The 18,344-nt window shown below is 61.9% G+C and carries 17 protein-coding genes; 4 read left to right on the forward strand and 13 right to left on the reverse strand.

What is annotated here, in order from left to right:
• The first annotated feature begins 204 nt into the window (after positions 1–204).
• From tal to ACOVRJ_RS04390, 3 genes are read left to right on the forward strand one after another with little or no spacing between them, the layout of a single operon-like run.
• A complete protein-coding gene (gene tal / locus ACOVRJ_RS04380) occupies positions 205–1,149 on the forward strand; it encodes a transaldolase (protein WP_422042677.1) in 945 nt (314 codons plus the stop codon).
• Position 1,150: 1 nt separating this feature from the next.
• Positions 1,151–2,779: a glucose-6-phosphate isomerase gene (gene pgi / locus ACOVRJ_RS04385; RefSeq protein ID WP_422042678.1), complete on the forward strand. Its 1,629-nt coding sequence runs from the start codon at positions 1,151–1,153 to the stop codon at positions 2,777–2,779.
• A complete protein-coding gene (locus ACOVRJ_RS04390; RefSeq protein ID WP_422042679.1) occupies positions 2,776–3,402 on the forward strand; it encodes an HAD family hydrolase in 627 nt (208 codons plus the stop codon). The genes pgi and ACOVRJ_RS04390 overlap by 4 nt, the downstream gene beginning before the upstream one ends.
• Here the strand turns inward: ACOVRJ_RS04390 and ACOVRJ_RS04395 are convergent.
• The 8 genes from ACOVRJ_RS04395 to ACOVRJ_RS04430 all read right to left on the reverse strand — a co-directional run bounded on the left by ACOVRJ_RS04395 (position 3,391) and on the right by ACOVRJ_RS04430 (position 14,080).
• Positions 3,391–3,591: a DNA gyrase inhibitor YacG gene (locus ACOVRJ_RS04395; RefSeq protein ID WP_422042680.1), complete on the reverse strand. Its 201-nt coding sequence runs from the start codon at positions 3,589–3,591 to the stop codon at positions 3,391–3,393. The genes ACOVRJ_RS04390 and ACOVRJ_RS04395 overlap by 12 nt on opposite strands.
• Positions 3,588–4,343: a cell division protein ZapD gene (gene zapD / locus ACOVRJ_RS04400; RefSeq protein ID WP_422042694.1), complete on the reverse strand. Its 756-nt coding sequence runs from the start codon at positions 4,341–4,343 to the stop codon at positions 3,588–3,590. The genes ACOVRJ_RS04395 and zapD overlap by 4 nt, the downstream gene beginning before the upstream one ends.
• A gap of 117 nt (positions 4,344–4,460) precedes the next feature.
• Entirely contained in the window at positions 4,461–5,063 is a 603-nt protein-coding gene (coaE, locus tag ACOVRJ_RS04405; protein WP_422042681.1) for a dephospho-CoA kinase, read from the reverse strand.
• The gene (locus tag ACOVRJ_RS04410) at positions 5,060–5,989 is read right to left on the reverse strand and encodes a prepilin peptidase (RefSeq protein WP_422042682.1); all 930 of its coding nucleotides are present in this window, start codon (positions 5,987–5,989) and stop codon (positions 5,060–5,062) included. Before ACOVRJ_RS04410 ends, coaE begins: the two co-directional genes overlap by 4 nt.
• Positions 5,990–6,016: 27 nt before the next feature.
• A complete protein-coding gene (locus ACOVRJ_RS04415) occupies positions 6,017–7,237 on the reverse strand; it encodes a type II secretion system F family protein (protein WP_422042683.1) in 1,221 nt (406 codons plus the stop codon).
• A gap of 54 nt (positions 7,238–7,291) precedes the next feature.
• The gene (gene pilB, locus ACOVRJ_RS04420) at positions 7,292–9,013 is read right to left on the reverse strand and encodes a type IV-A pilus assembly ATPase PilB (RefSeq protein ID WP_422042684.1); all 1,722 of its coding nucleotides are present in this window, start codon (positions 9,011–9,013) and stop codon (positions 7,292–7,294) included.
• A gap of 175 nt (positions 9,014–9,188) precedes the next feature.
• A complete protein-coding gene (locus ACOVRJ_RS04425) occupies positions 9,189–12,416 on the reverse strand; it encodes a CHASE domain-containing protein (protein WP_422042685.1) in 3,228 nt (1,075 codons plus the stop codon).
• 131 nt (positions 12,417–12,547) lie between these two features.
• Positions 12,548–14,080 (reverse strand): methyl-accepting chemotaxis protein, encoded by a 1,533-nt coding sequence (locus tag ACOVRJ_RS04430; RefSeq protein WP_422042686.1) that lies wholly within the window; start codon positions 14,078–14,080, stop codon positions 12,548–12,550.
• A gap of 185 nt (positions 14,081–14,265) precedes the next feature.
• Here ACOVRJ_RS04430 and ACOVRJ_RS04435 point away from each other — a divergent pair, with 185 nt between their 5' ends.
• Positions 14,266–14,631: a response regulator transcription factor gene (locus ACOVRJ_RS04435; protein WP_422042687.1), complete on the forward strand. Its 366-nt coding sequence runs from the start codon at positions 14,266–14,268 to the stop codon at positions 14,629–14,631.
• Positions 14,632–14,662: 31 nt separating this feature from the next.
• On the opposite strand, the gene ACOVRJ_RS04440 is transcribed toward ACOVRJ_RS04435, so the two are convergent.
• From ACOVRJ_RS04440 to ACOVRJ_RS04460, 5 genes are all read right to left on the reverse strand, one after another.
• Positions 14,663–15,778, reverse strand: coding sequence for a protein-glutamate methylesterase/protein-glutamine glutaminase (locus ACOVRJ_RS04440; protein ID WP_422042688.1), 1,116 nt, complete (start codon positions 15,776–15,778; stop codon positions 14,663–14,665).
• Positions 15,775–16,335: a chemotaxis protein CheD gene (locus ACOVRJ_RS04445; RefSeq protein ID WP_422042689.1), complete on the reverse strand. Its 561-nt coding sequence runs from the start codon at positions 16,333–16,335 to the stop codon at positions 15,775–15,777. The genes ACOVRJ_RS04440 and ACOVRJ_RS04445 overlap by 4 nt, the downstream gene beginning before the upstream one ends.
• Positions 16,328–17,140 carry a CheR family methyltransferase gene (locus ACOVRJ_RS04450; protein ID WP_422042690.1) on the reverse strand — a complete coding sequence of 271 codons (813 nt, stop codon included), beginning with the start codon at positions 17,138–17,140 and terminating at the stop codon, positions 16,328–16,330. The genes ACOVRJ_RS04445 and ACOVRJ_RS04450 overlap by 8 nt, the downstream gene beginning before the upstream one ends.
• 28 nt (positions 17,141–17,168) lie before the next feature.
• Positions 17,169–17,714 (reverse strand): chemotaxis protein CheW, encoded by a 546-nt coding sequence (locus ACOVRJ_RS04455; RefSeq protein ID WP_422042691.1) that lies wholly within the window; start codon positions 17,712–17,714, stop codon positions 17,169–17,171.
• 9 nt (positions 17,715–17,723) lie between these two features.
• Positions 17,724–18,344: methyl-accepting chemotaxis protein (locus tag ACOVRJ_RS04460; protein WP_422042692.1), on the reverse strand; the 621-nt coding region annotated here is incomplete at its 5' end.

Here is an 18,344-nt window from a genome sequence, read left to right on the forward strand (position 1 = left end):
AATGAACCCTTGATGTAACAAAGTTTCTGGAATTATGATGCATGAGTTTCGTCGTTCGGTCAATGTGTCAGGCTTTTTTTGCGCTTCTCATGGGGGTTTGCGCTTGCCTGAGTCTGTAACCCGATGCAAAGGCCTGGACGAGTGGGGCTGCCCGAGAGCGGTTCTAATGGAGGTTTGAATCGCTTTTTCTGGAGTGCTGCTGTGATGAACCAACTCGATCAACTCAAGACCCTGACCACGGTGGTGGCCGACACCGGCAATTTTCTGCAACTGGCGCAGTTTGCCCCGCGCGATGCGACCACCAACCCTTCGCTGATTCTGAAGGCTGTGCAGTCGCCCGACTATGCGCCGCTGCTCAGCGACACCGTCGCCGCCCACAAGGGTCTGGCGCTGGACGAGGTGGTGGATCGGGTGCTGGTGCGTTTTGGTCTGGAGATCCTGAAGGTCGTGCCCGGACGCGTCTCGACTGAAGTGGACGCCCGCCTGAGCTTTGACAAGGCCGCCACGCTGCTGCGCGCACGCCGCATCATTGGCCTGTACGAAGCCGCCGGCATTTCGCGCGAGCGCGTGCTGATCAAGATCGCCTCCACCTGGGAAGGCATTCAAGCCGCCGCTGAGTTGGAGCGCGAAGGCATCCACTGCAATCTGACCCTGTTGTTCTCCTTCTGCCAAGCTGTGGCTTGCGGCGAGGCCGGCATTCAGCTGATTTCGCCTTTCGTCGGTCGCATTTACGACTGGTACAAGAAGAGTGCCGGCAGCGCCTGGGACGAGGCCGCTCAAGCTGGCGTGAACGACCCCGGTGTCAAGTCGGTCACCCAGATCTTCAATTACTACAAAAAGCATGGCATCCGTACCGAGGTGATGGGTGCGAGCTTCCGCAATATCGGCCAGATCCAAGCGCTGGCCGGTTGCGACCTGCTGACCATCAGCCCCGATTTGCTGGCCCAACTGCAAGCCCAGACGGCGCCGCTGATGCGCGCGCTCGACGCGGCCGCTGCCAGCGCTTTGGATCTGCCCAAGGTTTCTTTCGATGAAGCGGGCTTCCGCTTCGCCCTCAACCAGGATGCGATGGCCACTGAGAAGCTGGCCGAAGGCATCCGCCTGTTTGCCGTGGACTCGGCCAAGCTGGATCAGATGATTGTGAGTTGATATGTCCTTTGCCTCGCGTTGTGACCGTAGCCCGGTCTGGTCTGCCCTGCAACAGCGCTTTGAAGCCGTTGGCAGCAGCTTTGACCTGCGGCGCGCCTTTGCCGAAGAGCCTGAGCGTTATGCCGCTTGGTCATTCCAGGCGCCGGAGATGTTGGCGGACTTGTCCAAGAACCGCATCGATGCCGACACCCTGGCCTTGCTGCTGCAATTGGCGCGGGACTGTGGGCTCGAATCACAACGCGATGCGATGTTGGCCGGCGAGGCCATCAATCACACCGAAGGCCGCGCCGTGCTGCACACCGCACTGCGCGCGCCGGCCGGTCAGGGCTTGTTCACCGAAGAAGTTCAGGCCTCGCTGAGCGCTATGCTGAGCTATGCCGAGAGCGTGCGCGACAGCGCCCGCAGCGGCATCACCGATGTGGTCCACATCGGCATTGGCGGCTCGGACCTGGGCCCCGCCATGGTGGTGCAGGCGCTGCAAAGCTTCACCCAGCCAGGCTTGAAGCTGCACTTTGTGTCCAATGTGGATGGCCATGACCTGGCTCCGGTGCTGCGCGATCTGAAGCCGGAAACGACCTTGTTCGTGATCGCCTCCAAGACCTTCACCACACAGGAAACCCTGGCTAACGCCTTGGCTGCGCGTAGCTGGTTCTTGGCAGCCGGCGGTAGCGATATCGCACGTCACTTCGTTGCCACCAGCAGCAATACCGCGGCGGCGGCCGACTTTGGCATCACCACCACCTTCGGTTTTTGGGACTGGGTGGGCGGGCGCTACTCGCTCTGGTCGGTGATCGGCCTGCCGATCGCCATTGCCATCGGCGCCGAAAACTTCCTCGCGCTGTTGGCCGGTGCCTACGCCATGGATCAGCATTTTGCGCAGGCGCCGCTGGAGCAAAACCTGCCCGTATTGTTGGGCGTGCTTGACCTTTGGTACCGCAACTTCCACGGCTTCAGCAGCCGCAGCGTGGCGCCCTATCACCAGGGCCTGGGCCGCTTGCCGGCCTATCTGCAGCAGCTGGAGATGGAGAGCAATGGCAAGGGTGTGGACCGTGAGGGTCAGGCCTTGCCTTATGCCACCAGCCCGGTGGTCTGGGGTGAGGCGGGCACCAATGGCCAGCATGCTTACTTTCAGATGCTGCACCAGGGTACGGACGTCATTCCGGTCGAATTCATCGCCGTCAAGCACACCAATCACGGTGCGCATGTTCAGGGCGAGCTGAAGGAGCGCTTGGCCGATCAACATCGCAAGCTGCTGGCCAACTGCTTGGCGCAGTCGCAGGCGCTGATGCAAGGCAAGTCGTTTGAAGAAGCTTTAGGTGAATCAGCGCCGACGGCCTCCAAGGCGCTGGACGCCGCAACGGTGGCCCGCCATCGTTCCTTCCCCGGCAATCGGCCCAGCACCACCTTGGTTCTGGATCAGCTGACGCCGCGTTCACTCGGCGCCTTGATCGCCATGTACGAGCACCGGGTCTTCGTCAGTGGCGCGCTCTGGGGCATCAATAGCTTTGATCAATGGGGCGTCGAGCTGGGCAAGGCCTTGTGCGGCCAGCTGCTGCCGCGCTTGAGCAGTGGTGACACTGTGGGCCTGGATAGCTCCACCGCTGGACTTTTGAAACACCTCTTGGCATGAATATCGTTTTTGACTTTGGCGGCGTGGTGTTCCGTTGGCACCCCGCCAGTTTTCTGGCGCGCGTCTGGCCGCACCGCGTGGCGGATGTCGAAGAAGGCGCCGAGGTCGCCGCGCAGTTTTTTGAGAACTATGGCGGCGACTGGGGGGCTTTTGACCAAGGGCTCATCGATGCCGAGACGGTGATCGCCCGCATCACCGAGCGCACTGGCTGGCCACGCGCCGAGGTGGCGCAGGTGGTGGCAGAAGTGCCGAATGAATTGCAGTTGCAAACCGACACGGCCGCGCTGATCGAGGAGTTGAAGCAGGCTGGTCATCGCCTGTTCTATCTGTCGAATATGCCCGAGCCCTATGCCGACCACCTGGAGCGCAGTCACCCGCTGAACGAGTGGTTCGAGTCCGGCGTGTTTTCTGGGCGCGTCAAGCACTCCAAGCCGCGTCAGCCGATTTTCGAGATCGCCAGTCAGCAGTTTGGCCTGGCGCCGCAGGATTGCATTTTTTTGGATGATCACCCGGCGAACATCGAGGCCGCGCAGGCTCTGGGCTGGCAAGCCGTTTTGTTCACCAATGCAGCCGAGGCGCGCCAAGCCTTGGCGGCTTTGGGCGCCGTGGCATCAGTGAGGTAAGGAGTCGTCCTCGACCGGCGGGCTGGCTTCAACCGCGAAGCTCTCGCTGGCCCAGGCGCCCAGATCGATCTGGCGGCAGCGCTGGCTGCAAAAAGGCCGCCACAGATTGCTGGGCGCGAAGACCGAGTCGCCCCGGCAAGTCGGGCAAGGCACGATGCGCTCTTGCGGCTTGATGTCTGGGCTGCTCATGCGCACAGCGTCAGCTCGAAGCTGACGTCCTGAGGGGCAGGGCGCAGGCGCCCTTCTTCGTCTTGCCGCATCATGCGGATGGAGATCATCAAGCGGTGACCGCTGATCTCAGGCACTAGCCCTAAGCTCGGGTCGATACGCATGCGCAGCAATTGGAAGCTGCGGCCTGCGCCCAGGTTCTGTTGGAACTGACCGGCCACTGCTGCCACCTTGTGCGGCGAGCCGGAGTCGCGCAGCAAGCCCAGCAGCACTTGCAGGGCCTCGGCCAGCGGCATCAGGCTTTGCGTCCACTGCATCAGGTCGTTACGTCGGCGCACCGGTAAGAACTGCTGCCAGGTGTAATAGGCCGGCAGATCGAACTCGCAAGTGCCGCCGGGAATGCTGATGCGGCTGCGAATACTCATCAGCCATTCATTCGAGTTGAGCGCGTGGCCCGCTTTGCCGCTGAGCTTGTTGAGGCCTTCAAAGGCGTGGTCGATGCGGGCTATCACCTCGTCGAGCACCGACTCGGCCACGCCAGGGTTGCCGCGATAGCCGTTCAGTTGCGCCTTGTGGCGCTCCAGTTCCTTCAGCAGATCGGACTTCAGGTCCGCGCGGGCGGCCACATCCATGATCTCGAAAATGGTGACCAGGGCGAAATGGTGGTCAAGCGCGGTCTCGCGCTCCATCAGTTGACCGAGACGGTCAAACAGATGCTCCAGACGCAGCATCGTGCGGATGCTCTCGTTGAACGGGTACTCGTAAAGGACCAAGGCGGTCATCCCTATCGGTCAGCTTGTGGGCGGCGGCGCGCGTGGTTTTGCGCGTCAAACCCTGCGATTGTTCCATAGCCTGCGGCGGCGCTGCGCCGGCTGAGGCTGCGCATTGAACTATTTACCTTGTCGCCAGGCCTGCGCGAGGGTCAGGACTTGCCTGCGCAAGGCCTCCAAGGACAGTTCTTGGTTGAAGATCACTGCGTCCGCACAAGCGCGCCGCTGCGCTCGGCTGGCTTGCGCGGCCAGCACCGCGCGGGCTGCGTCTGCGGTCCATCCAGAGCGTTGGCTGACACGGGCAAGCTGCGTCGCTTCTTCGCAATCGATGACCAGAACGCGATCAACCCGGGCGCGCCAATGGCCAGATTCGACCAGCAGCGGCACATCGAAGACGATCAGCTCCCGCCCCTCCGCCCTCGCTTGCGCTTCTTCCAAACGCGTTTGCGCGCCAATCATGGGATGAAGAATGGACTCCAGACGGGCCTTGACGCTGGCATCCGAGAAGGCCAGTTCGCGCATGGCAGCACGGTCCAGGGCGCCGTCTGCGGCTTTCAATCTGGGGCCAAACTCGGCCACGATGGCCGGCATGGCGGCGCCGCCGGCCGCGCTCAAGCTTCTGGCAATCGCATCGGTGTCGATGAGGGCGGCACCTGCTTCGCGCCAAAAGCCGGCGACGGTGCTTTTGCCGCTGCCGATGCCGCCGGTCAGCCCGATCCTCATGCCCAGCCGAGCCAGCCCAGCACCCGCGGGGCGCCGGCAAACAGCACGACAAAGCCGCCTCCTGCCAAGAAGGGGCCAAAGGGCACATAGCGGCCTTCACGCAACTTGGCGTTCATCTTCATGACTATGCCGACGATGGCGCCGATCAGCGAGGCTCCCAGCACAATCGGCAAGACCATTTGCCAGCCCAGCCAGGCGCCGAGGGCGGCCAGTAGCTTGAAGTCCCCATAGCCCATGCCTTCCTTGCCGGTGGCCAGCTTGAACAACCAATAGACGGACCACAAGGACAAATAGCCGACCAGTGCGCCGGTCAAGGCGTCGGCCAGCGGGATGGTGAAGCCCAGCAGTGCGGCGGCCAAGCCTGCCCACAGCAAGGGCTGGTTCAAGGAGTCGGGCAAAAGAGTGGTGTCCCAGTCGATGGCGGCAAGCGCCAGCAAGCAGGCGCTAAAACCGCACCACAGCAAGGTGCTGGGTTGCGCGCCGAAGCGCCAAGACAGCGCGGCAAATAGCAGGCCGCAAGTCAGCTCGATCACCGGATAGCGCGGTGAGATGGGGGTTTTGCAGGCGGAACATTTGCCACCCAGTCGCAACCAGCCCAGCAAGGGCAGGTTCTCATGCCAAGCCAGTTGGTGGCCGCATTTGGGGCAGCGTGAGCGCGGCAGCGCAATGCCAAGCTTGGGCAACTTCTCAATCCGCTCGCTCAAGTTGTTAGCGGCAGCGGCCAGCTTTTCGGCCTGATCCCTGGGCAGGTCTGCGGCGCGGCTGAGTTCGCCTGCATCGCCGAGCTGGGCGCTGGCATCCGCCATCCATTGGCGCTCCAGCATCAAGGGAATGCGGTGGATGACCACGTTCAGAAAACTGCCGATACACAGGCCGAACAGGCCCAGGACCAAGGGGGAGAGCAGGAAGTTGAGATCTAGATTCATGGGCAAATTCGGCAAGTAGGGCCAGCGTCAAACCACTTGGCCGAGCTTGAAGATGGGCAGATACATGGACACCACGATGCCACCGATGATGCCGCCCAGGATCACGATGATGAAGGGTTCCATCAGGCTGGAGAGCGCCTTGACGGCCTCATCGACCTCGTCCTCGTAGAACTCGGCGGATTTGGACAGCATATGGTCCAGCGAGCCCGACTCTTCACCGATGGCAGCCATCTGCAAGACCATGGTGGGGAAGATACCGGTCGATTGCATCGAGGTGGTCAAGGCCGTACCCGTAGAGACATCGCGTTGGATCTTCTCGGTGGCTTCCGCAAAGATCGCGTTGCCGGAGGCACCCCCGACCGAATCCAGCGCCTCCACCAGCGGCACGCCAGCTGCGAACATGGTGGACAAGGTGCGAGTCCAACGGGCCACGGCCGACTTGTAGAGCAGATCACCAAAGACCGGGATCTTCAGCAGCAGGCGGTCCATGGTGGCTTGCATCTTGGCTGAGCGCTTCCAGGACTGGAAGAAGAAATACAGGCCGCCGCCAATCGTCGAGAAGATCGCCCACCAATAGGCAACGAAGAACTCCGACATGGCGATCACCGCCAGCGTGGGTGCAGGCAGATCGGCCCCGAAGGACTTGAACACGTCCTTGAAGGCCGGTACTACGAAAATCATGATGACCGCCACCACCACAAAGGCCACGACCAGCACGGCCACCGGATAGGTCAGCGCGGACTTGATTTTGTTCTTGATGGCCACCGTTTTTTCTTGGTAGACGGCCAAGCGGTCCAGCAACGATTCCAAGATACCGGCGGCTTCACCAGCCTCGACCAGATTGCAATACAGCGCGTCGAAGTAGAGCGGGTGCTTGCGCAAAGAGGTGGACAAGCTGGTGCCGGTTTCCACATCCTGGCGAATGTCATTCAGCAGGCGAGTCAGCTTGGGGTTCGTACTGCCGCGGCCCACAATTTCAAAAGACTGCAGCAGCGGCACACCGGCCCGCATCATGGTGGCCAGTTGGCGGGTGAAGATGGCAATGTCTTTTTGCTTGATGGACTTGCCGCCGCTGACACGGCGCTTCTTGACCTTGCTGACCAAGATGCCTTGGCGGCGCAGGGTGGCGCTGACCATGGCCTCGCCGCCGGCGCGCAATTCGCCCCGCACCACTTTGCCGTTACGGTCTTTGCCTTCCCATTCATAGGTCGCGTCATTCGCGCCCTTGGATGCCGTCGTCGTTGCCATATCCATCAGCTCCTGGGCACTGTGCCCGTGCACGCAGCGATAAAAGCGTGCGAATTATTCATTGGTTGCGGCCAGCACTTCTTCAAGGGTGGTGACACCCAGTCGGACCTTGACCAAGCCGAACTGGCGCAGATCGCGCACGCCATCGGCCTTGGCCTGCGCGGCGATGTCCATGGCCGAACCTTCCGCCAGGATGATGCGCTGAATCGACTCGGTAATGGGCATCACTTGGTAAAGGCCGACCCGTCCTTTGTAACCACTGTTACAACTGGAGCAGCCGACTGCGCGGTACTGCTTCCAACTGCCGTCCAGTTCTTCTTCCTGGAAGCCGGCCCGCAACAAGGCCTCGCGCGGGTACTCGGCGGGGGCTTTGCAGTTTTCGCACAGGCGCCGTACCAGGCGCTGGGCGGTGATCAAGAGCACGCTGGAGGCGATGTTGAAGGGCGCCACGCCCATGTTTAGCAGGCGGGTGAGCGTCTTTGGCGCGTCATTGGTGTGCAGCGTGGACATCACCATATGGCCGGTCTGGGCAGCCTTGATGGCGATGTCGGCCGTTTCCAAATCGCGGATCTCGCCCACCATGATGATGTCGGGATCCTGACGCAGGAAGGACTTCAGCGCGGCAGAGAAGCTCAAGCCGGCCTTGTCATTGACATTGACCTGGTTGATGCCAGGCAAATTGATTTCGGCCGGGTCTTCCACGGTGGAGATATTGACGCCAGGCTGGTTCAAGATGTTCAAGCAGGTGTACAGCGACACCGTCTTGCCCGAGCCGGTGGGGCCGGTCACCAGCACCATGCCGTAGGGACGCGAGATGGCGGCCAGCAAGCGTTCTTTCTCGATCTTCTCGTAGCCCAGCGCGTCAATGCCCAGCTTGGCAGAAGACGGATCCAGAATCCGGATCACGATCTTTTCGCCGAACAAGGTGGGCAGGGTGCTGATCCGGAAGTCGATCGCCTTGGCGCCGAACTTGAGCTTCATACGCCCGTCTTGCGGCACACGCCGCTCGGCAATGTCCAGGCGCGACAGCACCTTGATGCGCGAAGACAGCTTGTCCTTGATGGCAATTGGCGGCTGGGTGATTTCGCGTAACTCACCGTCCACACGGAAGCGCACCCGGTAGTGGTATTCGTAGGGCTCGAAGTGCAAGTCGGAGGCGCGCATATTGATGGCGTCGACCAGCATCTTTTGCAGGAAGCGCACCACCGGCGCGTCTTCCACATCGCCCATGTCGGCGGCTTCTTGTTGGGGCGCGGCTTCTTCTTCGCCAATGTCGAAGTCGAAGTCGCCGCCAGACATCGACTCCAAGGTCTCACTGACGCTGCTGCCTGAGCCGGCCAGCATCTTGGCCAGTTTGTCGTGCTCAACAATCACCCACTCGGGCGACAGCTGGGTGGCGAACTTGATGCGCTCGACCACTTCTTGGTCGGTCGGGTCAGCGCCTCCGATGAACAGCCGGCTGCCACGTCGACCCAACACCACCACCTGGTACTGCAAGGCCAGCTTGCCGTCGATGATGTTGTGCGGCATGCGCTGGGGATCCATCGCATTCAGATCCAGCAGCGGTAAAGCCAAGGCGCTGGACAAGGTATGCGCCAGATCGACCGAGGACACCGCGCCCGAAGCAATCACCGAGGTGACAAAGCTGATCTTCTTCTCACGCGCCTGACGGGCCAAGTCCTCGGCGACCTTGGCCTGCAGCTTGCCCGCGTGCACCAACATGCGGGCCACGCCGGAAAGGGCGGATTGGGGTGGCTCGGCCAGGGTGGCATCCATTGCTAGGTTTCTAGAAGGCTTTTGATGGAGGAAGACTTGGACCGGGATCGCAGAAAACGGCTCGAATGAGCAGGGCTGCGACTCCTTTCACACTGTAAACCGAGCCACGGCTGCGCGCAGCCATGCGCCTGTGGCTTTGCTCACGATTAGGCCAGCAACGCCCGATGACGGTGCGTCAAACAACAGGGCTTTCCCCGTCCAATGTTGAAGTGGATGCAGACAGCGGTGCGGCCTGCAAGGGCAGCAGCACGGTGATCGTGCTGCCGATGCCCGGTTCGCTGCTCAGCCGCAGTTGCCCGCCGTGGAGTTCGATGATCTCCTTGACGATACTCATGCCCAAGCCAGCGCCGAGTACCGTACCCGACGGATCAGCGCGGTAGAAGCGTTCGGTGACGCGGCCCAACTGCTCTGGCGTCATGCCCTTGCCCTGATCCTGAACCTCCAGTCGGGCTTGAGGCGGTTCTTCTGTCGTTTGTGACAGGCGCACCCAGATGCGGGTGCCGGCTGAGGAGAATTTGTAGGCATTGGAAACCAGATTGCGCACCACCTGCTGGATCTTCAGTGCATCCACATGGACCCACAGCGGCAGGGTGTTGGGATCAAACTCGGGGGGCGTTCGGTTCTCCGGGATCGGAAAGTCTTGCAGGACCTGCTCCACCAGCTTTTGCATCGTTTGGTGCTTGAACTCGAAATCCTGGCCGCGCCGGGCTTCGATGCGGGCCAGGTCCAGCAGCTCATTGAGGATGGCGATCATCGCTTCGCTCTGCCGGTAGATCTTCTCCAGCATTTGCTTTTGCCGATGCGCTGGCATCTCGCGCGTCATCAGCAACTCGGTGAAGCCGTAGATGCTGGCCATTGGTGTTCGCAATTCATGAGCCGCGGTGCTGAGAAACTCGCTCTTCAGTTGATCGACTTCATGTTGGTGCGTCACATCGCGCAGCAGTAGCACTTGCGAAACCTCGCCGGCACCGCCTTCATGCAGGCTCAATTCCAGCACCCGCCGTCGCGGGCTCCCGATTTCCAGCTTATGCGGACCCAGCTTGAGCGTCTGCATGTTCAGTGATTCAGCGCAGGCCTCCTGCCACCTAAAGCCTTGCTCCGTCGGCCCGTCGCTCGCCTGACTGCAAAGGCGGTTCAGCAGTGCCGTTGGCTCCATATCGAGCACGCTGTCGACGCTGATGCCTGTTAAATGGGTAAAGGCTGGGCTGGCATAGCGCACCGTCTGCTCGGTACCAATCGAGACAAAGCCATCGGGGCTGAGCGCAAACACCGCGGCCAGCTGCTCGCTGCGCTCCTTCATCCGCGCTTCAGCCATCTTCAACTCATGCACGTCCTGCAGTGAGCCGGCCATGCGCCGATGCTGGCCCTGTTCATCGAAGAAGACCTTGGCCCGGGAGCGGAACCAGCGATAGCCACAGCCGCGAATGAATAGGCGGAACTCGACGTCGTAGGGCTCGATGTCTTGCAGCGCATCTGCCAAGGCGGCCAAGGTGTGCGCCAGATCGTCGGGGTGAAGGCGCCGATCGAACTCGCTGACGCTCGGGTGGATCTCGCCCGGTTCAAGACCCAGCAGGCGAAAGTACTGCGGCGACCACCATTCGGCGTCACCATGGGTGTCGATGCGATCCCAGAGCCCATCAGACCCCCCCTCGAGTGCCAGGGTGAATCGTTCATTGCCTTGCGCCAGACTCTCTTCCAACTGCTTCTGGGTGCTGATGTCGGTTTGAATCGCCACATAGCGTTCGATCTCTCCGGCTTCATTCAGGCAGGGGGCGACCGTCAGCTTGACCCAAAGGGCCTGACCTTGCTTGGTGCTGAAGCCCATGGAGCTCGACCATATCTGCCCGCGAGCCAAGAGGGCGCGACCTTGTTCCAACACCTCGCTGGACTCGGCCAGCGGGGCCACGATGCTGTGGTTTTGTCCCAGCAGTTCGTCGCGGCTATAGCCGGTTATCCGACAGAACTCGTCATTGGCGTAGATCAGCCGGCCTTGCGGGTCGGCCATCGACACCAGTGAGTGCTGGTTCAGCGTATCCAGCATGAAACGGTGATCGCGCAGCGCGGCTTCGGCCTGTGCTGTGGCCCGCCTGAGGTCGCCCGTCATCTCCTGGGCCAGGAATTCCGCGCGCACCCGCCCGATGCTCAGCAGATAGACAATCGTGGCCGCCAAAAAACTCATGGCGGCAGCGCCCAAGCTCACGAGGACCGGATGACTCTCGGCGGAAAGCTTGGCGAAGGTGTCTGTACTTCTGAGGCGAAGGCCCAACTCTCGGCCGCCGACAAACAGGCTTCGATCATTCTCAAACATGCGTTTGTGGGCCTGCTCGTCGTCGGGCCTTGTGAGTCCCTGGCTGCTCGCTCGATTCCTTGCGTCGAGCTCGAACAAAGGGCTTTGGGCCTTTCCTGCCGGGCCATCGAAGATTTGGAAATCCAGCAGACCTTGGACGCTGGCGCCGATGCCGGCCATCAAGTCGTCAACCACCAGCGGTACAAAAAGCAGACCTGCTGTGGCCTCAACTCTGTTCAATTCGGTGTCGAGGGCGGCGCCGTTGAAATGCAAGGGCAATAGATACAGAAAGCCGGTGCTCAGCCCGCCCTTGTGATCGAGCTGGATGGGGCCAGACAGGGTGAGCTGCCCGGTCCGGTAGGCGAGCTCCAGTGCCAGGCGGCGCACCGGCTCTGCGCCCAGATCCTGACCCAGCAGGGGGCGGTTCTGGGCCAGTGGCTCAATGTATTTCACGATGAAAAGCTCCGACCTTGATGAGGCCGGGGCGACGTCGAAATCCGCAGCACCGCTGCTGCGCTGCTGATGAACGAAGTTATCTAAATCCTCCTGGAAGACCCGCTCGATGAAGCCAAAGCTGTTGACCGCGCTGAACTCAAGCGGCGGGCGGTTGGCTTGCACGAAATGGGCAAACTCATCCCGGCGCAAAGACAGGCTCGCCGCATAGTGGGCCGCCAGGGCGCGCATACCATGGCTGGGGAACTCGAAGCGGCGGCGCATCTCTTCTTCCAGCGTGTCGGCCAGGCGCTCGAAGCGCACCTGCGAGAGGCTGCGGATGCTGCTGATCTGATAGTGCAGCAAGAGGGCGCTGAGCATCAGCCCGACCGCCAGCACCAGTCGGGCTCGCAGCAGCGGCGCGCTCAGCATGCTGGCGGGGAGCTGCCCCAAGCTGTTGCGGGCAATCGCGCCACCGCGCTTGGCAAGCAGCAGCACGGAGGGCAGCATCCAGAGCGCCAACTGCGCCCAAAGCTGCATCTCCCAAGACAGCGCTTCCAAGTGCGCTTGAAACCAGAAAAGCTGCAGTGCGGCGCACAGCAGCAAGAGGCCGGTCAGCTCAGCGCCGAGTCGGGCCAGCGGCCGCAGGCGGCGGCGCCAATCCGAGCCGAACAGGAGCTTCACTTCGTGCCCTTGCCGATGCCGGCCTTGTCCTGGCTTGCAGCGGCCGCTTGCCTCCACTGGCCTGGCCTGCGCCATAGGCCGCCATGCGACTCAGGGATTCTTGGGGCATTGCTCATGCGTGGAGGCTGCCTTCAGAAAAAGTCCACCTGGGATTCGCCGTCCTTGCTTTGCGTGCTCTGCGCAGCGGTATTGCGCTGCGCCTGAGCCGCTCGTGTTTGCCCGGAAAGCTGTGCCGATTTCTGTGCGGCCTTCAGCAACTCACTCACCGCGGTGTCGTCCCCGAGACGGAAAGTGCTCAAGACTTCGGCCAAGGTCAAGGCTTGTTGCAAGAGATCGTCGGCGATCTGGCCCGAGCGCTCGGCCACATGCACGTTCTGGCGCGTCACCGCATCCAGCTCCTTGACCGAAGCGGCCACGGCTTCCAAGCCTTGAGCGTGCTCGGCGTTGTCGGCTGAGAGGTTGTCAAAGACGGTGCTGACGTTCTGAACCGAGTTCACCAACTCGTTCATGGTGTTGCTGGCCAAGCTGGCCTGCTGGTTGCCTCGTTCCACAGTTGCCGTTGAAGCCGCAATCAATTGTTTGATCTCCTTGGCGGCCTCGGCCGATCGACCGGCCAGCATGCGTACTTCACTGGCGACGACCGCAAATCCGCGCCCTTGTTCGCCGGCTCGGGCCGCTTCGACCGCAGCGTTCAGCGCCAAGATATTGGTTTGGAACGCAATCGCGTCGATGACCCCGATGATGTCGGTGATGCGGCGCGAAGAGCGATCGATCTCCTGCATCGTGTCGACCATCTGCTGCACGACCCGCCCGCCTTGGGAGGCCATTTCCGAAGAGGCCTGCGAATGCGCCAGGGCCTCTTTGGAGGCGCGCGCGCTCTCTTGCACGATCACGGTGATTTGTTCCAAGGACATGGCCGCATCGGCAAGACCGGATGCTGTGCGATTGGTGCGCTCCATCAGCTCGGAACTGCTGCTGCCCACTTCTTGCGCTGCATCATGGACCTTGAAGACGGCATCACGCACCTGTCGCAAAGCCGCAGCCATTCGCTGCTGTACATGCTTGAGGCGTAGACCCACGGACGAGTCGGTGCGTACCGCGTCGAAGTTGAGTCGTATCGGTCCGTGCTTGCCCATGGCCTTGACCAGAAACTCCATCTCGAACCGTTCCATGGCTTGGCGGTGCATTTGGCGTGCGGCAATGATCAGGAATGCGCTCAGAACCAGCAGAAAGCCCCAATCGGCCACCAACGACCAAGTCCCCGTCGCCTCGTGCACGTACAACGGCATGGTGCTGGAGGAGAAGAAATGGAAGGCCAGGCTGTGCAGGCAAAACAGTCCCGTCATGTAGGCGATGACGATCCAGTCACCGTAGGGCAGCAGCAGGCACAGCGAGATGTAGATGTTGGCGTGGACGCTGCTGGCCCCTTGGGTCAGTTGCAACTGCAGGGCGACCATGACGACCAGCACCGTCGCAAAACCAAGCCTCCCCGTCAGGCTGTTGCTTCGGTAGTGGTAGTTCAAGGCCGCCAACACCACGCCGGGAAGGGCCCACTGAAGCGCGCTGACGAGGGCGCCTTGGGCACCTCCCAAGACCACCGCCAGCACCGCGTTGGTGATGACGACGGCCAACATCGTCCGATCGTGGCTTGAATTCGGGTTCATCTGAAATGCAAATCCGGTTCTGGCTTGATCCAGCTCTTCGGCCGACTGTAGGTCAATCTTGAGCCCCTGAGCGAGGACTGTGCATCTCGCGCGAGAAACGGGGATGGTGCGTGTTGTTTGTGCTCCATCTTGGCCCGGTTTCAGGCATCATCATGAGCACTTGTTTGCTGCCCCGGAGCGAATCCATGAAGAAGATTCTGATTGTTGAGGACCAAGAAGAAATTCGTGAGTTGATTCGTGTCACCCTGGAGTTTGATGACTATGAAATCGAGGAGGCGCCCAATGGCGACGAGGGGCTCAGCAAGGCCGCAAGTGCCAAGCCCGATCTGGTCTTGCTCGATGTGATGATGCCCGGGGGATTGAACGGCCTGCAGGTCTGTCAACGCATCAAGGGCGATCCCGCACTGAAGCGAACCAAGGTGATTTTGTTGACCGCAAGAGGCCAGGAAGCGGACAAACAGGCCGGCCTGAAAGCCGGAGCCGACGAGTACTTGGTCAAGCCCTTCAGCCCGATGGAGTTGATGAAGGTGATTGGCAAGGTGCTGCGCTGAGTTGCCGCGCGGTCCGTTCTGCTTGAACGGCTTAGGCGCCGAATTTCGGCGGCCTCGCGACACCGCCCAACTGAAGCAGCGTGTCGGCCATGTCCTGAAGCGCCACCACATGCTGGGCCGCGCCGAGTTCGGCTGCGGCTTTGGGCATGCCGTAGACCACGCAGCTGGCTTCATCCTGGGCCAGCGTCACGGCACCGGACTTGCGCATCTCCAGCAGACCGCGCGCGCCGTCTTCGCCCATGCCGGTGAAGATGGCACCAATGGCATTGCGCCCCGCGCAATGCGCCACTGACTTGAACAGCACGTCGACGGAGGGCTTGTGATGGTTGACCAGCGGGCCATCGCGAACCTCCACCACATACTGGGCACCGCTGCGTTTCAGCTGCATATGTCGACCGCCGGGCGCCACCAGCACGCGACCGTTGATGACCCGATCACCGTCCTTGGCCTCGAGCACTTCCAGGTCGGTCACCGTGTTCAATCGGGCGGCGAAGGAGTGGGTGAACTTCTCCGGCATGTGTTGAACCAGCACAATCCCGGGCGTCGTGCGCGGCAGTTGCTTGAGCACCGCCTCAATGGTCTGGACGCCGCCGGTCGAGCTGCCAAAAGCAATCACCCGATCGGTGGTTTCGGCCATCGCGTTCAAGGCAAGGGGGGCTGACATCGGCAGCGGGCGGCCGACCGGCGCTGCCGCGCTCAAACTGCGGCCCGCTTGTCCGGCGATCTGGCTGGGTAGGGCGCGCACATTGGCCCGTGCCGCGGCCCGCACGGCGCCGACCAAGCCGTTGCCGGGGTCTTCAAGAAAGTCACGAAGGCCGATCTTGGGTTTGGTCACAAAACTGACCGCCCCGGCGGCCAAGGCCTGCATCGTGGTCTCGCAGCCCGCCTCGGTCAAGGTGGAGCACATCACCACCGGCATGGGGTGCTCGCTCATCAGGCGCTTGAGAAAGCTGATGCCATCCATGCGCGGCATCTCCACATCCAGCACAATCACGTCGGGCCAATCGGCCTCCAGCTTGGGCCAGGCAAACAAGGGGTCGCTGGCGGTGATGCTGACCTGGATGCCGGCGGTTTCCAAGACGCTGCTCAGGTGCTTTCGCACCACCGCTGAGTCGTCAATGATGGCGACGCGTAGCGGGGCGCTCATTTCTTGCCTCCCACGGCGCCATGACCGGCGCTGCGCTTGACCTCGACGCGACCGGTCGGCAGGTCAATGGTAACCGTGCGCGGCACACAGTCACCGACATCGACGTCTTGCATCTGGAAACCGTGTTTGTCGATCAGGCTCCAGCCCATTTCGATATTGCGCTCGCCGACATTGAACTTGATGTTCACGCCGTCGGGCATGGTGTCGGCGCCGCCATAGAGATGCGCCTGGTATTCGCTGGGTTTGGTGCCGGTGCGCTGAATCGACTGCAGCAACAGCTCGACCGCCTCGTCGCCATAGCGACCATCCAGCGGGCCTGCGCCTCGCGTGCTGCGGCTGGGTAGCAGGTAGTGGCACATGCCGCCATAGCGTTTGATCGGATGCCAGAGCGTGATTGCGACACACGACCCCAACAAGGTCTTCAGCAAAGCGCCTTGACCAAAGTGCCATTGGCCCGGCATCAGGTTGATCAGCTGCGGCCCAGCCGTCTGGCCGGGCTTGGCCGCCGGTGCGGGCGCGTGGTGGCCATGACCGTGACCTTGACCGTGCTTATGCATGTTGATAAATCGCAGGAGCGATTGCCTTGAGGGGCAGGCCAAGAGCGGCCAATGATTCAGCATGCCCAGGATAAAGCACTCCGCCCGGTTTCAGGCGCTCAATCACCCGGCTGACGATGGCAGTTTTCGCCGGTCCATCGAAGTAGATCAAAACATTGCGCAAAAAAATCACATCAAACATCGGCAGCGGGGGCAGCGGCTGCATCAAATTGGCGCATTGGAATTGCACGCGCGCACGCAATTCGCGGTTGATCAGCAAGTGGCCTTCATAGGGCCCGAAGCCCTTCAGACAAAAGCGCTTCAGATAGTCCTGCGAGACATTGCGCGCACGCTCCATGGGGTAGAGCCCTTGGCGGGCACTGTCCACCACCGAAGTGGACAGGTCCGTCCCTCGGATCGACCAGGGGCGGGCGCCCTTGCTCAGACCCATCTGGTCGGCCAGGGTCATGGCAATGCTGTAGGCCTCTTCGCCGGAGGACGAGGCGCCGCTCCAGACCAAGAACTCACTGCCGTCTTTGTGCGCCTGGGCGCGGCGTGCCAAGTCTTCAAAATGCTGCGGCTCACGAAAGAAGTAGGTCTCGTTGGTGGTCAACTTGTCCACGACACTGACCAGCAGCGATTCCGGCATCTGGCCACGCACCATCTTTTGAACAAAGACGTTGATATCCGGCTCGCCGGCATCGGTGCTGAGTTTTTGCAGCCGGCTTTGCACCAGGGCGTGCTTGCTCTCGACCAGCTTGATGCCGGAGATGCGGTGAAACAAATCGGTGATGGCCCTGAAGGATTCGGGGGTCAGTTGGCTCATGGGGTGAGGGCTCAGGTCGTGTGCTGGTTCATCGGGCTTGGGAGGCGGCGATCAACTGTGAGAGCGCCACAGGGGAGAGCACTTGGTCCAGATTCAGCAGGGCCGCATAACCATCACGCACATTGACCATGCCGGCCAGAAATTCGGCCGCAATGGCCACGCCGAGGGTCGGTACCGGTTCGATGCGTTTGGAGTCCACGTCCAGCACCTCGTACACCGCGTCCACCAGAACGCCGGCGACCAGATGTTCATAGTCATCGTCACCCTTGGCCTCCACCACGATGATGGCGGTACGCCTTCCCACTTGGGTGGGGCCGAAGCCAAAGCGCGCACTCAGATCAATCACCGGCACCACGGCGCCGCGCAGATTCATCACGCCATGCACAAAGTCGGGCGTCTGCGGCAGGGGCGTCATGCGGCCCACCTCCAGAATCTCTCGGACCACCTCAATCGGGATGACCAAGGTCTCGCGGCCCACCGCCAGGCGCAGCAGTTGCCGCATCGGCCCGGCGCTGGCCATCTCTGAGATCGCGCCGCGCAGCAGGTCGGCCGGGGCATCCTTAACATGGTTCATCGGGGCACCTCAGAATCGTTTGAAGAAGGACTCATCGACTTCGCCGTCGCGTGCTGCTTTTGTCACGCGGCTCTTGCCTGTGGCGCTCGTGCCCTCGGTGGATGAGGTGCTGCGGCTCTGCTCGCCCTGAGCCGCGGGCGGGGGGGCAGCGCTGCGGCGGGCGGCCATCAATTTGGCGCTGGGCTTGAGTTCGTGGCGCGCCGCGGCTGAGGGAGCTTTTGTCGGGCTGATGCTGCCGTGTCCCGGCGGACGTGAGGAACTCGACGCTTCGTCCGCGAGCCGGAAGAAGGCCATTTGCTCCTGCAACTGCGCGGCTTGCGCCGACAACTGTTCAGCGGTGGCAGACAACTGCTCCGAAGCGGAGGCCGTTTGTTGCGTGGTGTTGGAGAGGTGATTCATGGCGGCGCTGATTTGCGCCACGCCTTCCGACTGTTCCCCGGACGCGGCCGAGATCTCCTGCACCAGCTCCGAGGTCTTCTGAATCGAGGGCACCATATTGCTGAGCAAGTGGCCGGCCTTTTCCGCCAAGCTCACGCTGCTGCTGGCCAAGCTGCCAATCTCTTGCGCCGCCACCTGGCTGCGCTCGGCCAGCTTGCGCACCTCGGCCGCCACCACGGCAAAGCCCTTGCC

It is taken from the genome of Roseateles sp. (genome assembly GCF_049240545.1).
Classification (GTDB): Bacteria; Pseudomonadota; Gammaproteobacteria; order Burkholderiales; family Burkholderiaceae_C; genus Paucibacter_A.

Coding starts and splice junctions, on each gene's coding strand:
- tal (WP_422042677.1), top strand. CDS start 205: ATGAACCAACTCGATCAACTCAAGACCCTGACCACGGTGGTGGCCGAC.
- pgi (WP_422042678.1), top strand. CDS start 1,151: ATGTCCTTTGCCTCGCGTTGTGACCGTAGCCCGGTCTGGTCTGCCCTG.
- ACOVRJ_RS04390 (WP_422042679.1), top strand. CDS start 2,776: ATGAATATCGTTTTTGACTTTGGCGGCGTGGTGTTCCGTTGGCACCCC.
- ACOVRJ_RS04395 (WP_422042680.1), bottom strand. CDS start 3,591: ATGAGCAGCCCAGACATCAAGCCGCAAGAGCGCATCGTGCCTTGCCCG.
- coaE (WP_422042681.1), bottom strand. CDS start 5,063: ATGAGGATCGGGCTGACCGGCGGCATCGGCAGCGGCAAAAGCACCGTC.
- ACOVRJ_RS04410 (WP_422042682.1), bottom strand. CDS start 5,989: ATGAATCTAGATCTCAACTTCCTGCTCTCCCCCTTGGTCCTGGGCCTG.
- ACOVRJ_RS04415 (WP_422042683.1), bottom strand. CDS start 7,237: ATGGCAACGACGACGGCATCCAAGGGCGCGAATGACGCGACCTATGAA.
- pilB (WP_422042684.1), bottom strand. CDS start 9,013: ATGGATGCCACCCTGGCCGAGCCACCCCAATCCGCCCTTTCCGGCGTG.
- ACOVRJ_RS04430 (WP_422042686.1), bottom strand. CDS start 14,080: ATGAACCCGAATTCAAGCCACGATCGGACGATGTTGGCCGTCGTCATC.
- ACOVRJ_RS04435 (WP_422042687.1), top strand. CDS start 14,266: ATGAAGAAGATTCTGATTGTTGAGGACCAAGAAGAAATTCGTGAGTTG.
- ACOVRJ_RS04440 (WP_422042688.1), bottom strand. CDS start 15,778: ATGAGCGCCCCGCTACGCGTCGCCATCATTGACGACTCAGCGGTGGTG.
- ACOVRJ_RS04445 (WP_422042689.1), bottom strand. CDS start 16,335: ATGCATAAGCACGGTCAAGGTCACGGTCATGGCCACCACGCGCCCGCA.
- ACOVRJ_RS04450 (WP_422042690.1), bottom strand. CDS start 17,140: ATGAGCCAACTGACCCCCGAATCCTTCAGGGCCATCACCGATTTGTTT.
- ACOVRJ_RS04455 (WP_422042691.1), bottom strand. CDS start 17,714: ATGAACCATGTTAAGGATGCCCCGGCCGACCTGCTGCGCGGCGCGATC.